At 58.8% G+C, this 15758-nt stretch carries 12 protein-coding genes; 7 read left to right on the top strand and 5 right to left on the bottom strand.

The window, feature by feature from the left end; translation table 11 throughout:
- Positions 1 to 3 precede the first annotated feature (3 nt).
- From BCEP18194_RS00360 to BCEP18194_RS00370, 3 genes are all read right to left on the bottom strand, one after another.
- Entirely contained in the window at positions 4 to 2646 is a 2643-nt protein-coding gene (locus BCEP18194_RS00360) for an AAA family ATPase (RefSeq protein ID WP_011349289.1), read from the bottom strand.
- A gap of 178 nt (positions 2647 to 2824) precedes the next feature.
- Positions 2825 to 3115 (bottom strand): H-NS family nucleoid-associated regulatory protein, encoded by a 291-nt coding sequence (locus BCEP18194_RS00365; protein WP_011349290.1) that lies wholly within the window; start codon positions 3113 to 3115, stop codon positions 2825 to 2827.
- Between the two features lie 62 nt (positions 3116 to 3177).
- A complete protein-coding gene (locus BCEP18194_RS00370) occupies positions 3178 to 3540 on the bottom strand; it encodes a TIR domain-containing protein (RefSeq protein WP_244272813.1) in 363 nt (120 codons plus the stop codon).
- A 520-nt stretch (positions 3541 to 4060) separates the two neighbouring features.
- Between BCEP18194_RS00370 and BCEP18194_RS00375 the strand changes: the two genes are divergently transcribed.
- The 5 genes from BCEP18194_RS00375 (at position 4061) to BCEP18194_RS00395 (ending at position 11084) form a co-directional block, all read left to right on the top strand.
- A complete protein-coding gene (locus BCEP18194_RS00375; RefSeq protein ID WP_063712402.1) occupies positions 4061 to 7159 on the top strand; it encodes a hypothetical protein in 3099 nt (1032 codons plus the stop codon).
- A 773-nt stretch (positions 7160 to 7932) separates the two neighbouring features.
- Positions 7933 to 9000, top strand: coding sequence for a hypothetical protein (locus BCEP18194_RS00380; RefSeq protein ID WP_011349293.1), 1068 nt, complete (start codon positions 7933 to 7935; stop codon positions 8998 to 9000).
- On the top strand, positions 8984 to 9340 hold the full coding sequence (locus BCEP18194_RS00385; protein ID WP_208457223.1) for an ASCH domain-containing protein: 357 nt from the start codon (positions 8984 to 8986) through the stop codon (positions 9338 to 9340). Before BCEP18194_RS00380 ends, BCEP18194_RS00385 begins: the two co-directional genes overlap by 17 nt.
- Positions 9341 to 9345: 5 nt before the next feature.
- On the top strand, positions 9346 to 10524 hold the full coding sequence (locus BCEP18194_RS00390) for a hypothetical protein (protein ID WP_011349295.1): 1179 nt from the start codon (positions 9346 to 9348) through the stop codon (positions 10522 to 10524).
- On the top strand, positions 10521 to 11084 hold the full coding sequence (locus BCEP18194_RS00395; protein ID WP_011349296.1) for a GNAT family N-acetyltransferase: 564 nt from the start codon (positions 10521 to 10523) through the stop codon (positions 11082 to 11084). Before BCEP18194_RS00390 ends, BCEP18194_RS00395 begins: the two co-directional genes overlap by 4 nt.
- 374 nt (positions 11085 to 11458) lie before the next feature.
- Here BCEP18194_RS00395 and BCEP18194_RS00400 read toward each other — a convergent pair whose 3' ends face one another.
- Positions 11459 to 11863, bottom strand: coding sequence for a hypothetical protein (locus BCEP18194_RS00400; RefSeq protein ID WP_011349297.1), 405 nt, complete (start codon positions 11861 to 11863; stop codon positions 11459 to 11461).
- Positions 11864 to 12145: 282 nt separating this feature from the next.
- On the opposite strand from BCEP18194_RS00400, the gene BCEP18194_RS00405 reads away from it, so the two are divergent.
- A complete protein-coding gene (locus BCEP18194_RS00405; RefSeq protein WP_011349298.1) occupies positions 12146 to 13093 on the top strand; it encodes a LysR family transcriptional regulator in 948 nt (315 codons plus the stop codon).
- Between the two features lie 9 nt (positions 13094 to 13102).
- On the opposite strand, the gene BCEP18194_RS00410 is transcribed toward BCEP18194_RS00405, so the two are convergent.
- Positions 13103 to 14614, bottom strand: coding sequence for an AraC family transcriptional regulator (locus tag BCEP18194_RS00410; protein WP_244272815.1), 1512 nt, complete (start codon positions 14612 to 14614; stop codon positions 13103 to 13105).
- A gap of 65 nt (positions 14615 to 14679) precedes the next feature.
- Here BCEP18194_RS00410 and BCEP18194_RS00415 point away from each other — a divergent pair, with 65 nt between their 5' ends.
- Positions 14680 to 15564 carry a LysR family transcriptional regulator gene (locus BCEP18194_RS00415; protein WP_011349300.1) on the top strand — a complete coding sequence of 295 codons (885 nt, stop codon included), beginning with the start codon at positions 14680 to 14682 and terminating at the stop codon, positions 15562 to 15564.
- Positions 15565 to 15758 lie beyond the last annotated feature (194 nt).

The raw sequence follows: 15758 nt of genomic DNA on the forward strand, positions 1-15758 counted from the left end.
GACTCAACTGAAGATACTGCCGGCCTTTGGCCTCGTCTTTTCCCATTCCGTACGGGCCTTCTTGTAGTCCGACTTGATCGCATCGAAATAGGCCAATTCGCTCTTGACAGAATCGATTGTGAGCGGCATCTCATAGAAGTCTTCAGAATGAGAATGTGCGTCGATGTAGCGCGATAGCACAACCATTCGATCATGAACGCGCGCCGCAATCGCTTCGTCGAAGTACACCTGATTCACCGTGTAGGGGATGTTCTCCCGCCAACGCCGCACCACGTTATGGAACAGCTTCTTCTGGATGAAGTCCTCATAGGCGGTTCGCAGACTGCCACAGGCCTTCTCCAATGCGTCCCGCTGAGGGTCGCCCACCAAGGTCCGCGACGACTCGTAGTGCCCCTTCGCCCGGTCATGCGCAGCCCCTTCATAGTGTTCGTGTGGAAAGGCCAGCCGATCGATGACTCCGGGCGAATTGGTATCATCGCGCCAAACGGTGCGTCCGGCGAACGCCACCCCCTTCTCCTCGGCAGCCGTCGCGAGATAGTTTGTGAACAAGATGTCGTGCGTGAAGACGATGACCTGTCTCCGATCGGCTTCGGTCACCAGCCGCTGCGCGATCGCCTCCTTGCGCACGTGATCCATCGACGTTACTGGATCGTCGAAGATTACCCCTGCGCAAGCGCCGTTGAGTTCCACCTCTGTCAAAAAGTCGGCTAACGCAGCTGCCGTCTGCTCTCCCTCGCTGAGCACTTGCGAAGGATCGACTCCGGTCATCCCGGCGTTGGCAATTTCGATCTTCCGTTCCGTGGTCCCTGCCTCGCCGGCAAACTTGAATTGCACCGGTAGCGTCAGCTGAAGCGCGGTGCAGTTCTCAGTGAATCGAGCGATGAAACCCTGTGCAACGAGTTCCTTGGCCAGGGCCTTCTGCTTGCTTGTGACGTCGCGCTGGATGGTGGGCAGGCTGCGGAGACATGCATTCGCTTTTGCCACCCATTTCAGGTCTTCGACTGCGTCTCCCACGGCAACGTACTGGCCGGCCAACCACTGTCGGTCCTTGAGCAGTTGCAACTCCAGAAGCAGCGCGTCGATCAACACCTGAGGATCGCTCTGCCGGAGCTTTACGTTGTCTTGATCCAGCCGATCTGCAAGCGCGGACACTCGGTCCGAGATGGCGTCATACGCGAGCAACGACAGTGCCGGACCTATCTCTGTCGCCACTGCATTGCTTAGCACGCCCACAACGGTACGAAAGCCCTCAACGTGCCCGACAATCGCCGCCGTCAGTGCCGCATCGAGTTCTTCCACGGTGCGCCGTGCGGCACTCTCCTCGTCGAAAAAAGACAGTCCTACCTCGCCCAGAGCGATGCTGTGCGATTTCAGCGTGCGCCGAGTGGCAGCGAGCTGAGCTTCCACATCGCTGGTGGCCGTCTGGTAGAACTTGGTCAGGCGATCCGCACTGGCGGCATCCAAAGTTTGTTGGCATAGCACGCAGCGCGCACCGTCCGTCTGCGGAGGAAATGGGGCGCCTGGATACGCTTCCTCGCCATAGGTGATCGCAGCGGCCAGCAGATCCAGCCACGCACGGGTTCCGACAGGTTGAACCGGCTCGCCGCCAAAACGGGCAGCCGACAGCGCAGCGCGTTGCTCCACCAGCGCCGTTATACGCGCCGCCGCTTCAGCGATGCCTTGCACGAGCGACGGCTGGATCGATTGCGCTAGGGCACCGATGGACGCGTGGACGGCCTTCAGGTCGGCAATACGCTGTTCGTTCCTCTTGATGATCTCCTGCGGGTCCGTGGTGCGCAACTCGACCAATTTTTGTTCGATCGCAGAGAGCCGGGCAGCTTCGGCGTCACCATACACCGCAAGCTCTTGAAGTCGAGCCAGATCCGTCTTTGCAGTGAGGGCAGAGAGTGCCGTCGCGACTTCGGATGTGCTGTTCTGGATGACGAATTTGTCGGCGGCAGGCGTGCGCCGCATGATCTGGTCTCGGAGTTTGGTCTGCAGTTCGGTGAATGCCGCCACCATGCGCGGAAATACATCGAACAGGTACGGCATGACCTGGAACGCGTTGCGGCCGTCCAGATGCACGCTTACGCAGGTTGAGTCGAAGACCGCGAAGCCATCGCGCATTCGCTGGCAGGGTTCCTGATGAACAAAGTTCACGGCGGAACCATCGTCGAAGGAGAACTTCGCAGTTGGCTTCGGCTGCTTGCTCTTCACAAGCTTCACATCGCCCAAGATCCCAATATCCTTCGATCGCGTAAAGCACGCGGATTTCAGCACCCGTGCATAGCCAGACTTTCCGGCCCCATTGGGTCCGTAGATCACCGTGAGCTTGGGTCCGAAGCTTAGCGTTTCACCGGCGGCCAGCGCGTTGACGCCGGAGACGCCTGTCATCGTCGTCAAGGTACTGACCACTGTAGGAGCATCTGGCTGGAACTGAGGAGGTTCCGGGTCCCAAGCAACGCGGGCCGCGTCGGGGCCAGCCAGGTTTTGGTCAATCAGGTACTCAGAGAAAACATCATCGAGCACGGCGTCGGGCAGTTCAACGTCCTCCACCAATTTGCTCAGCAGGAAATGCTGCCAGGTCGGAAGTGTCTTGCCCCAAACGGACAGGGCGTCAAAGATGTTGAACGTCGGCTGAGCCATGATGCTTCACCCTCCAATTCAAGTACACGCAGCTAAGCTCAGATAGCTCTGCCTGAAGGGATCCTGCTGCTCCGGGCTGTCGGGTATCGCGTGAACCAGAGGTGGCTAGAGCAAGGTATGCAACAACCATGCGCTACACGCCGTACCACTTTCCAAAGGATTAACGAACCGAAGAGGTTTATTCTTGAATCTGAAAGCGATCGCGGTTTTTGGCGTCTTTGATCCAGGCGGGTGCGCGGCCGCGGCCTGACCAGGTCGCACCAGTCTTGGGGTCGCGATACTTTGCGTCGACTACCGCCTTCGCAGAGCGGCCACGCTGTTTGCCGAAGATGTCTTTCTCGGTCACTCCGTACTCTGCAACTTTTGCGCGGATTTCTTCAACAACCGCTTGAAATTCCGCAACACGGGCAGCCTCGGTTTGCTCCGCAAGAGCATCCATCTTGGCTTTCAGTTCTTTGTAAGTCGCCATACCTTTCTCCTTTGACTATGTACGCATGATAGCGTGTTCAGCATGAAGATCCATTTCGTGAATCATGCCTGCATCGCCTTCTTCCAATCGATTTCAAAGCCCATTGCGTCCAACTCGCGGCAAAGGGCGCTCTTCCAATCCCCTACATTCATCGAGTGCCAGATGACACCAAGGTAGTCGCTGGGGATTTCCGGATCCCCGCGCTTCAATGCACACACCTTTTCTCGGCCAAGTCGTCCTATGAAAAAGCCGAGTTCAAGCAGGACGTTTTGTCGGACACGGGGTTGCGGATGGCCTCCCTTCACACATCCCTCATCGTCTGGCGTTAGCAGCACAACGGCGAAGCTGACATCGCTGTACGCGTCGATCTTTTCGAGAATCGTGTGTCCCTGGTTGGCCTGTTCGTGCAGGATGTCCTTTGGCAAGGTTGCGAAGCGAGTCCTCAAGTGTCCGTGTTGCCGATGCTAACATTCAAGTAGTTGGTGCAGGTGACTAAGTGTGAGAAAGGGCAACAGCTTCGCGCTTTCAGATTCCACCAATCGACTCACTGTATTGTTATGGTAACGACGAGTCGCGCGAACGTACAGATGACGCGGAACCTTCCGGCGAAACGGTCGATCCTGTCGGCTTCCAACGCGCGCTTCGGGTACGAGACATGTCGCCATGTAAGCGTCGCTGGATGATAAAACGATTTTTCCGACGTCACCGCCATCCTTCATTCACGAAAGTCGGGTCTTAGCCTGTCGTAACTGAATCAATCGCTTCATCGAGACAGCGCGACGATGAGTGACCGCGGAGGCTTCGACTCCTAAGCGGCCGATGGTGCCCCGCAACATATTGCGCGATATCACCGTGTCCTAAGGGGGTATGTACTTACGGTCGGCGCTCCATAGACAAATGGACGTGAGAATCCTGAGTTGTACGCAAATAGATCACAGAGGCCAAATGCAGTTTCGCGCAAAACAGATTGCTCCTCCTAAGGAGTGGGGAACATTTGAGGATTTGTGCCACGCCTTATTCAAGCGAGTATGGCGGGATCCGTTCGCGCAAAAAAATGGGCGGAGGGGGCAGGCTCAGCACGGTGTCGATGTCTTCGGCTCTCCCGGCGGCGACCGCTCATCGTACTGGGGTGTTCAGTGCAAGGGAAAAGATTGCAACTACGGCAGTAAGGCTGAATGGTCCGAAGTATTGTTGGAAGTTGCCAAAGCGGAAAAATTCTCCCCTCGGCTGGAAAAGTGGATATTTGCTACCACAGCTCCGACCGATGCGCTTTTGCAAAAGGCTGCTCGGGAACTGTCAGTCGCGCGTAGGGCAGAAGGCCTGTTCAGTGTCGACGTACTGGGTTGGGAGGAAATCCAGGCGTTGATGGCTGACGTTCCTGGAGTGATAACTGAGTTTTATCCCGAGCACGCCGATCACCTACCGCAGGTGATTGAGGCACTGCGTGCCGTGCCTTTGCTCGAAGCAAAGGTCGTGGACCTAGTCGAAAGGATCGAGGCGACGCTACTTAAGCCTCCGAATCTCCATGGCAGCGCAGTTTGGGAGGCAGTGACATTTGATGGCGACCGCGGATTGGGGCCAGCGCTAATGGGCTATGCGCTGGGGCCGTCTGACGCCGTGGCCTGTCCGTGTTTGATCGAGGTGGGCACTGTTCAGGCGCAACTGAGGGTCGCCTATTCAGCACGTCTCATTGGCGAGCCTGGCGCAGGAAAATCGATCTGCTCGTATCAAGCTGCGAGGGAGCTTGCGAGTGGCGGCTTCGAAGTGCTGCGCTTGCTTGATCCCCAAGCCGATAGTATCGCGTTGGAGGCGGTGTTGCCCGACAAACCCCGTCTGTATCTTATTGACGATGCTCACCTCCTCAAACCTCACATTCTCAGTCGAATCGAGAATCAGGCCTGTCCGTCTCGTCTCGTCCTTTCAACGCACAACGTTGTCGGGCGCCTCGGGCATCGAGGAGCGATTACACTCGATGCAAAGCGTGCGGTGAAGACAATCGCAGCTGCGCTACGAGCTGATCTGCCAAAGACGCTAGAAGCTGTACGCCTCGCCGACGACGACGTGGGCGAGCGCATGTTGGACGCTGATCTCGGTGAGCGCCTGGAACATGCGGAAGCCGTTGCGGACCGTCCGTGGCAATTCTGTTTCGTGCTTGGGGGTGGCTGGCGTCGGTCCAAGCAAGCGGCAGATTCCGCACGTCTAGCGGCGGCCGATCTCGTCTTGGCAGCGGTCGCGATGCGCCAGATGGTGTCTCGCGATGCCCGTGCGATGCCGGCAGAGATCATGGAGGTTTGTGAGCGCGTGGGCATCAACTCGAGCGTAGTTGAGCAAGGATTGGAGTGGTTGGAGAGGGAAAGACTAATAGTCGGCGCCACGGATTGTCGGACACCGCACCAGCGCTTCGCGTCGGTTGTGCTCAAACGTATTTTGGAGGGGCAGGATACGAGCGGGCGCGACAAGATTGCCAGAATGATCGAAAGTGTATTGTGCGATTCCCACTATCCATTTGCCGGTTTGCGGGTCCTGATACATGAGCTTAGCTTCGGCGATCGCTATAGTTGGACGCATCTTCTCGGGCAACCAGCGGTCGAGGCTGCGGTGGCACGCTGCTGGATAGCCGCAGGTTCGGATCGCAACTTCGCGGCGCTCGCCCTTTCAGACTTGTGGGATTTCATGGGGGGCGGGGCAGCCGCCGTCGTGGGCCCGCACGTGAGCACACTGGCAAAATGGATTTCCAGCCCAAGCGACAGCGCTTACGGACTCGGTCACCTCCTGAACGCTCTCACTCGGATTAATCAAGAGGTTGCCGAGAAAGTCATCGCAAAGGTCGATTCAGTAGCAATTGCAGCGGCTTATTCCAACGCCAATCCCGAGACGGCATATGGCTTGGCCGATCTTCTGTGTGCTGTTGCCAACGTTAAGGTCGATGATGTCAATGCCAAGATCCGGGCCGCTATTGATCGAAACAGACTGCGTGAGCTTGCTAAGCACGAGGGCTTTTTGGAAGATGCTTTCGTCTTCTCGAAATTCTGCGCTTCGGTGGTTTGGTGGGAGGAGGATCTGGCGCTCGAGATGGCCGAACTTTTCGTCCCAACGGCACAGCAAGTCCTGTCTAAGGATCCCGTTGAAGGCTTTGAACAGCTCAGTCAGGATTTCGCTTCAACGGTGCTTCGTGTATTCGATGTGCTGGGAGTATATGTTGGAAAGTGGAGACCGACTCGCCGCCAGTGGGCGATCGCGCGGCGAATCTGCGAGAAAATTGATCCCAAGCAGGCTGCGGAACATATCTCGACAGTGCGTCCTCGGAATTTTCAGTCAGCGGGTTTCTTTCTTCATTTTCTCTTCCAGTCGGCACCGCGGAAATACGAGACGGTCTTACAACAGATCGACTGGGACAAGCTTGATCTAGCTATCGGTGACGATTGGAGGGATATGCCCCATGATACCGAGGTGCTTTTGAGTACGCTCTATTCGGGTACGCTTGCGCAGCAACTGGTACAGAATTTCATCTCCACAAGGTCAAACCGGATCGTACATTTTCCGCCACGCTTACTGCTGATGGCGCCCGAGGTCGGCTTCACGCATTTAGCCAACGGTGGCCTACTACGTCTTGCACAACTTGACCACGTGAATTGGACCGACGGTGGCATTGCCTTGGTCCTCATCGCAGAGACGCACCCCGAATTGACCGAGAGGGCGGTTACGCCATTCATTGATGTGATAGCGCACGGGCTGATGAAATATAACCGCGATTTTACTGGACCAGCGGAGGGTTTTGTTCGCGTTGTGATTGAACATGCACCTGCCACTTGGCGCGCAGTCTTGGGCAAACTTGATCCTGTAACGATAGAGAAGAACTTCGCCGAATGTCTCAAAGGGAATGCAGATCATCGGCGCACAGTTGCTGCTGTCATCGAGTCTGCGATAGTGCTGGATGACCCTGTTGGTCATGCGGCCCGACGCATACGGGCGCGATTTCCCAAGGCTTCAACTGCGCCGACTGATACGCCGCATTTCGGCAGGTCGCGACGTCGGTCAGGCTAGCTGCGCAACTGACAGCAGCTTTCGATCCACTTGCGTAAACAGAAGATGAGGCGATTGCAGTTGTGCTGGAAAGCACCGGTGCAGTCGATTGCCGCCCTTGGCGGAGGTTGGAATTTGTTGTAGTTGGTCCAAATCACCCGCAGTGGTGAATAATTGTTCAATCGCAGGTCCAACGCTCACTCGATGGTTGCGGCACGGTCGCCAATGTTTGCTCTGTCGATCTCTGTGTCGCGAGGAAGGTGCCTAAACCCAACAGGCATCGAGTCTTCGACAGCATGCCCGATATGATCTGATCATTCACCTAAGTGCGCGAAATCCGGCTTCCTCATTTGCCGTCCGCGCTGCAGATTGGCACGCGGGACAGGTCCAGGTACCTGACTGTACGAAGCCGGAATCGTGTGAGCAGCTATTGCGCCGGGCCGAGTGGGTCGGGCTTGCCGAGAAACGATGGAAGTGCCGGGATAGCTAACTGCGACATATGACCGGCGGAAACCGACCCGTGAGCGCTGTTGGCGGCGAAACGCGTCGATCACGTATCAAAAGTCGTAACAGTCATTCGCATGTGCATACCGTGGGTATCGTTGCACCCGCAGAAATTGCTGCATGTATTAGAATCTCATCCAAGAAAATATGCCGTCCCACCCAGGCTGTTACGCCCTTTGGGGTCGCGGATGGTCGACAGGGGTTCGGGGTCACCGTGAACAATTCGTCCTTCTAAGACGAAGTCGATCGCGAACATAACCAAAATAGCTGCGGCAGCCTGAGGGCGCGGTATGCACGATCTACTTCTCGGATTCGAGAAATTCAAAAACATCTCGCTTGGCGACCCGTTCTTCGACTCCCTAAAGTCCGACTACGATGAATTTGGCGAGTGGTTTCTGAAAAAAAGCGAGCACCAGGCCTACACGTTCCGAAACAAAGCGGGGCTACTCGACGGGTTCTTGTATCTTAAGCAGGAAGATGGGCCGGTTCTGGACAGCACGCCACCGCTTCCCGGCGCGCGCAGGCTGAAAATTGGCACGTTCAAGATTAACCCGCACGGCACACGGCTTGGCGAGCGGTTCATCAAGAGGGCGTTCGACGTTGCAGTTCATGCGCGCGTGGATGCCATATATGTAACGATTTTTGCAAAACACAAAGCACTCGTCGATCTGTTCTTTCGTTACGGTTTTTTGCAGAAGGCGATCAAACAGACGGCAAACGGCCAGGAGCTGGTTCTTGAGCGCCGCCTAGATCTGGTATTCAAGGATGTCGTGCTGGACTATCCGCGCATCCCTATCGGAACCGGGCGTCATTTCGTTCTGTCGCTGTACCCGCAATGGCATTCCCGTCTGCTTCCCGATTCCCTGCTCAGGACCGAGAGCTCGTCGATCCTTCAAGACATCTCGCACACGAACAGCATCCATAAAATTTATCTGGCGGCAATGAGCGGCGTCGAACAACTGCGCAGGGGTGACACGCTACTGATTTACCGCACCGCGGAAGGCGGGTCTGCCTACTACACCTCGGTCGTCACTTCGCTATGCGTGGTTGAGGAATTGACAAATGTCAAGAACTTTGCAACGGTCGAGCAGTTTTTGGCGTACTGTGCACCGTACAGCATTTTCTCTGAGCTGGAGCTGCGCAACTTTTACAAGAGCAGGCGGTACCCGTGGGTCATCCGGTTCACATACAATCTTGCGCTTAGCCGGCGGCCGAACCGTAAGGCACTGGTCGAGCAGGTTGGCATGAACCCGGGCATGTACTGGGGCTTCTTCCAGATATCAACGCTGCAACTTAAACATATTCTCCAGCTTTCCAGTGACTATGAAAAAGCGAGTTCTCTTGTCTATTCATCCTGAGTACGCGAATGCAATTTTTGCGGGGGAAAAGGGATTTGAATTTCGGCGGGTGATTTTCAAAGAGGACGTGAGCGAGGTCGTTGTCTACGCAACCTCTCCGATTTCGCGCGTCATCGGGTGCTTCAAGATCGAGGAGATTTACCAGGACACGCCCGGCGAACTTTGGGTCAAGACTGAGGCCCGAGCCGGGGTCACTCGGGAAATGTTCGATTCGTATTTCAAAGATCGCGTGAAAGCTTTTGCGATCAAGGTTTCCGAGCCGACCCGCTTCTCTCGGCCGCAACCCTTGTCCAAGTATCTGCCGTCCAATACGCCGCCGCAGTCGTTCTGCTACATCTGAAGCTCATGGCAACCAGTTACGCAACTTCGACCTTCGGCTTGCTTTGTTTTGCCCGCGGCGGCCAGCCGCCATCCACTCCGGCTGCGGCACATCCTCCGTCCACTGCAACACTGCCCGAGCTCCATCTAAACATATGGGAGCGTGACCCGGATCGACATTCAAAAAATCCGGACTCCTTTTTGGATGTTGGCCTGATGCTGGATCTTGGCGAACACGCGGACTCTATTGAGCTGGTCCTTCCGCAGAAGATGCCCGTAACATCGATCGTTGACTTGTCCCCAACGATTGCACAGGCCCAGGCGATCCCCGCGATATTTAATGAAAGCTGGGCGATCGCACACGTGGGGTCCCAAGGTTCAGACTCGGTCGTTTACGATCCAGCCAACGGAGACAGGAGCTTCGCCGTGGTCAGCATCACCGGGGCAATCACGGAAACCCGGCACGCCGGACATGATGCGTTGTCCATTTCCGTATCTGAGCTGATTTTACGGGCAAACGCCGTGGCTCAGTTGACGGGGCGAGATATCGAGCGAGTGTACGTGCGCTTTCGACTGCTCGAGTTCAAGAAGCAGTATTACTGTGTTGGCGCTGGGGAGCGAGCAAACGCTTGGTGGCAACCCTCTTGGCAGAGAACGGAGGACATTGATTTTCGTCTGAACGTCAGGCGCGGTGCGCCTCCGCGCCTTGAAAGCCAGATTGGCCGATTTCTCGAGTTCTCGAAGGTTCACCTTTTCCTGATGCGCTCCCGCGACAAGGACATCGTATTTCAGGACAAACTGTTCAAGGCCTCCCGGTCTCTTGAAGACGAAGAGTTCTGGGCACAATATTCCATATACGGCACGCAGTTGTCCCGCGATGACAGTCTCAAGCGTGTGCAAAACAGCCTGGGTTATCATTGGAAGGCTGCGGGTTCCGAGCCAGTGAAAGAGTTTGGGACTCTGGCAAGGTTCAAGATTGTCGAATTCGGGGTCGGGAAGTTTGTGGCAGTGGCGATGATTGTCGGCGCGATGGGAAGCATGCTCTGGGATGGTACAAAGGGTCTGTACGGCTTGGTGACAAGTCACGGTAGCGAGCGTGCGACGATGACCAGTTCTGTGGAGGTTGGGACTGCCGGTCGCGCAGCTAACCAGCGGCCTGCTGCGAGTGGAGTCAAGCTGCCGACAGAAAGGAAGGAGGGCGGATGAGCTATCTGATAACGAAAGCTTCTCTTGAGCAAAGTCCTTGGCTGCTGGACGAAGCGTTGAGGCTTGCATCCGAAGACGTCGAGTTCTTACGGTTTAGCTACCCCCAGTTCGATCATTGGTTTGCGACAAAGGTCATACCGGGAATCCACGATGGCGAGCGCACGCTGTTGTTAGAGCGACGCGGATCCGTCACCGTCGGATTCCTGATCGTGAAGCATACGGCCGTTGAAAAGAAACTGTGTACGCTTCGCGTCCGCCCCGACTTTGTGAGCAAGGGACTGGGCGTGCGTCTCTTCCAGACCGCCTTTCACCTGCTCGAGACGGAGCAACCGCTATTGTCGGTATCCGCGCCGGCAGCGCCGAAGTTTGAGCGTCTTTTCAGGTACTTCGGCTTCGCACAAGAAGCCGTGTACCAGGGGCGATATCTTCCGGATGTGGACGAATATTCGTATAACGGCCTTCTGGATCCTGCATACATGTTCCACGATCAGCGCGCGAATTCGGAAGATCGCGCGTTACCGTCGATTCACGACAGGCAGCATCTCGCGTGCAGGCTTTAGACGAGTGAGAGCGATGGCAGTTGACGATGGTATGGAGCTGGGATGTGGGCACCGAATGTGTTAAGTCCTCTCCGGCCATTACGGTTCACGACGCAGTCTCAATTGTGCGCTACATTCGAATGAGGCGGACGAACTACCGTTCACGGCACTCGGGTCCGAAATACACAGTTTCTGAGCGGACGCCCAGTTGGTTGGGCACGAAAAACAAATGCCCGCTCAACAAGCGGGCATTTGAAGAGGTGGGGCAGGCAACATACCGCGGAACGACGTCCAGCCCAGTATGCCCCGCTCCCTGTTTGCTGCTGCTGAGCCTAGGTCAGCTATGGCTTTAGAGTAATCGCTATTTTTCAGGACCGCAACGTAGGCATTCCTTCTCATCCGGCCGCGCCTGCCTCGAGCGAAACGACGTAGCGAAGTACGTCGTCCACGCGTCCTTCCGACACTAGCTCTTCAGCCGTTTTGTAGTCGAAGGTCGGCAACGGCTCATTGCGATACCAGAAGAGCGTGCTCTGTATGTCCCCAGAGGTATCGTTTGCAGCTCGGATGATCCGGATCGCTTCCCGAAGATACTTTTGCACACTTTCGGAGCCAGCCAAACGGCTTACCGTATTGCGATGCACATGGGCCAGCCTTGCGAGTGTTTGCATATCGATATGCAGGGCGGCCGCGAAGCGTCGCGCCGAGACGATCGGCGCGACGCTTTCCGAGTCCCTCAAAGATGCCATGAACTGGTCGAAATCGAGGGGCGGCGTCGAGTTTGGGGCTAGATCGTGGTTCATGGCAGGTTACCCGAAGCACACTATCTGCACATTTATAGCACAAAGAGTACCGACTGCACTGGTCGCCGAAACCCTTATCCATGGCGCTCTTGGTCGCCAAGGTCGGTCGAGATACCTTCGCAGGGCCGCGACATTCCCAAGGACGACTTTTCTGAGAATTCCCGGGGCCACGGACATCATTTCTGAGACGAGAGGCATGTAGATTTCTCAAAAAAGATGTCCAAGCCCTTGATCTGTCGAGGGGACCAAAGACACCTTTTCTGAGAGCCCACAATTCGTCGCATGAAACTTCACCAGCTCCGCGCGCTCGTGGCCGTTGCCCGCTCGGGCAGCATCCATGAAGCCGCGCGCACCCTGCATCTCACGCAACCTGCGGTCACGCGCTCGCTGCGCGATCTCGAGGACGAACTCGGGCTGATGCTGGTCGCCCGCAGTTCGTCGGGCGTGACGCTGACCGATGCGGGGCGTGCGATGCTGCGGCGGGCCGAACTGGTCGTCAACGAGGTTGCGCGCACCGAGGAGGAAATGGCGCAGTTGCGCGAGAACCGGCAAGGCCGGCTCGCGATCGGGATGACGCCGCTGGCGGGCATCACGGTGCTGCCGGCTGCGTACAACCGCTTTCGCCGCGCGATGCCTGACGTCCAGCTCGAATTCGTCGAGGGCAGCCCGTCGCAACTGGTCGAGCAGCTGAAGAACGGTGCACTCGATTTCGCGCTGGGTGCGGGCGCGGATGCGCAGGACTTCACGTCCGTGCGCTGCGAGCATCTCGACTCGTTTCCGATGTGGTTCGCGGTGAGCCGCAAGGGCAAGCTTGCCGGTGCGACTTCGCTGGCCGACCTGCAGGACGCGGAGTGGCTGCATACGGGGCCATCCACCGAATTCCGCGCGTTTCTTGCGGAGCTGTTCGCGCAGGCCGGCCTGCCGGCGCCGCGCCGCGTGACACGCTGCGCGTCGCAGACGCTGTTCTACGCACTGGCCGTCAACAGCGACGTGGTGACGGCATGGACGCAGCTCGCACTACGCGGGGAGGATGCATCCGATACGCTGAAGACGCTCGATCTCGTCGGGCAGCCGCCCGCGCGCAACCTCTATCTGCTGTTCCGCGACAGCGCGGTGCTCACGGCGTCGGCCGAGTATTTCGTGCGTTGCATCGACGAAGCCGTGCAGGCCGAGCGCGCGAATGCCGGCGGGACGAAGCGCGGGACGCGCTCGCGTGCGCCGCGCGCGTGAGGTGCCGGCTTACGGCGCGACGCGGGATAGCGGCACCGCTTCGTCGCGCAGTTTCAGCACATCGCGGCCAGGCGCATCGCCGAACAGGCGTGCGTATTCGCGGCTGAACTGCGACGCGCTCACATAGCCGACACTGCGGCATGCCTGCCGCGCATCCATCGCCGACACGCACATCAGGCGGCGTGCCTCCTGCAGCCGCAGTACCTTTTGGCATTGCAACGGGCTCATCGACGTGACCGCACGGAAGTGGTGATGGAAGGTCGACGGGCTCATGTCCACCTGCCGCGCGAGCGACTCGACGGTCATCGGATCGAGGTAGTGGTCGCGAATCCAGGCGACGGCGCGCGAGATGCGTTGTGTCGTCGAATCGGCCAGGCCGATCTGCGCGACGCGCGCACCCGACGGGCCGCGCAGCAGCCGGATGAGGATTTCGTCGACGATCAGCGGCGCGAGCAGGTCGATGTCGTCGGGTTGCGCGATCAGTTGCATCAGGCGCACGACGGCGTCGACGATTTCAGGCTGTGCATCGTGCGTATCGAGCGCGCTGCAGTCGACCGCCTTCGGCAGCCCCAGCGGAAACACGCGCGGCGTGAGCGCCACGATGCGGGCCGGGTCGAGCTCCAGTTGCGCATAAAGGAACGGCTCGGCCGGGCTCGCGCGCGTCACGCGGCCGGTGACGGGCAGGTCGGCAGTTGCCACCAGCATCCGCGATTCGTCGATCACGTAGGTGTCGTCGCCGACCTGTGTCGATTTCGCGCCTTGCCCGACGATGCTCAGGCACGCGTGGAGCACGCCATGGTTCCAGTGCGGCGGCGACGCAGACGCGCGCGCGATGCGCATGCCGCGTACCGGGAGATCGAACATGCCGTCGTGCGGTGCGTAGGCAGCGATCAGCGCAGCGAGCCGGGCGGTGGGCGCCCGGGCAGGAGACTGAGTGTCGTGATCGGGCGTGATGCGCTGTAGCGGCGGCGTTCGGGCGTCGATTTCCATAATGCGTGAGCGGATGGCGGAGTGATCAGTGCAAGGTGCGCGGCTGTGATTTCGTGTTGGTGTCCCGGCAGGGGGGGCCGGCATGGCGGTCACATCGTACGGCGAGTCGCGCACACGCGATTGCCTAAACCTGTGGGAAATTAGCCCGATCATCCGGATCTGCATGGCCGGCGACCGCATCGCGCGTCGCTGCGCGGTGTGCAGCGCACAAATTCGGAAATTAAGGCAAAACAATCGCAGGATCGGGCAAGCCAATTTCCGGCGGTTTCCATACCATTGCACCTGCTGAAACAAACGTGATCCAGTGCACTCGGGCGATGCAGGCATGACTGCCGCATGGCCGGCGAATGCCGCCGGCGTTGTCGCTGCGAACCACTGGAAAAGACTCAGGACTGCTATTCGAATGTTCATGCATCGGGCCAGCCGAGGCCGGCTTGCGTCCGTTGCGTGCCGGCGCGCGTCTGGCGCGAGCGTGCCGACCGACCCGGTGTAGCCGGCGTCGGTGCCGCCGCATTGGCCGAGCCGCTGCATGCCGGTCGCGATGCTGCGACGGGGCGCGCGTCAAGGCAGTCGACCGCGCAGGGGAATCCGGACAAATGGACCAACTTCAATCGATTCGGGCATTCGTGACGGTGGCAAGGGAAGGCGGCTTTCGCCGGGCGGCGACGCGGCTGCGCGTGTCGACGGCGATGGCGAGCCGGCTGGTCGATGCGCTCGAGACGCGCCTTGGCGCACGCCTGCTGCAACGCAGCACCTGCCACCAGTCGCTGACGGAAATCGGTGAGCTGTATCTCGCGCGTGTCGAGCGGATTCTCGGTGCGATCGACGAGATCGATGGTCGTGTCGTTGCGATGGGCAGCAAACCGGAAGGCGAACTCCGCATTGCCGCGCCGGTCGCGTTCGGGCTCAGCCAGTTGAGCGCATTGCTCGATCGCTTCGTGAACCGGTTTCCGGACGTGCGGCCGACCGTGACGCTGACCGATGCCCATGTCGACCTGACATCCGAAGACATCGATGTCGCGTTCCTGACCGACGGCATGCCGGTGACAGGTGCGCATGCGCTGCACACGCTGGCCGCCTACGAATCCGTGCGCGTCGCGGCGCCGTCTTATGTCGACGCGCATGGCGGCGCGGCTGCGTCGGGCGACTGGCCGGATATCACGGCCGTGCGGCTCGATCTGCCGGCGACCGGCGAAGACGATGCGGCTGCGTTTCGACCCGACACGACGCCCGGAGGCAGTCCGGGCGTCGGCCATCTCGATATGGCGCGGCGGCTGGCCGTGGCCGGCATGGGCGCTGCGGTGCTGCCCGCGTATCTCGTCGACGCCGATCTGGTGGCCGGCACGCTGGTGCGCGTTGCACAGATTCGCCCGCTCGCGCCCGTCACGCTGAAGCTCGCGCATGCGCGCACTGCGCATCTGCCGGCCGCTGCACGGGTATTCATCGAATTTGCCGGCGCTGCATTCCGGCCCGCGAGCTAACGGCCCGGTTGGTCGCCGCAACAATGCCCGCCCGCCAGGGCCGCGGGCTCATGGTTCTTTTTTCCACGGAAGCAGTTCGACGAACGAACGCTCCGCAGGGCGCAACGCACGCCCGAAATACGCGACCGCAGCTGCGGCAAACAGGAAGCGACAGCATTCCGGCCGCGCGTGCAGGTCACGAGGAGATCTGGTGA

It is taken from the genome of Burkholderia lata (assembly GCF_000012945.1).
Taxonomy (GTDB): domain Bacteria; phylum Pseudomonadota; class Gammaproteobacteria; order Burkholderiales; family Burkholderiaceae; genus Burkholderia; species Burkholderia lata.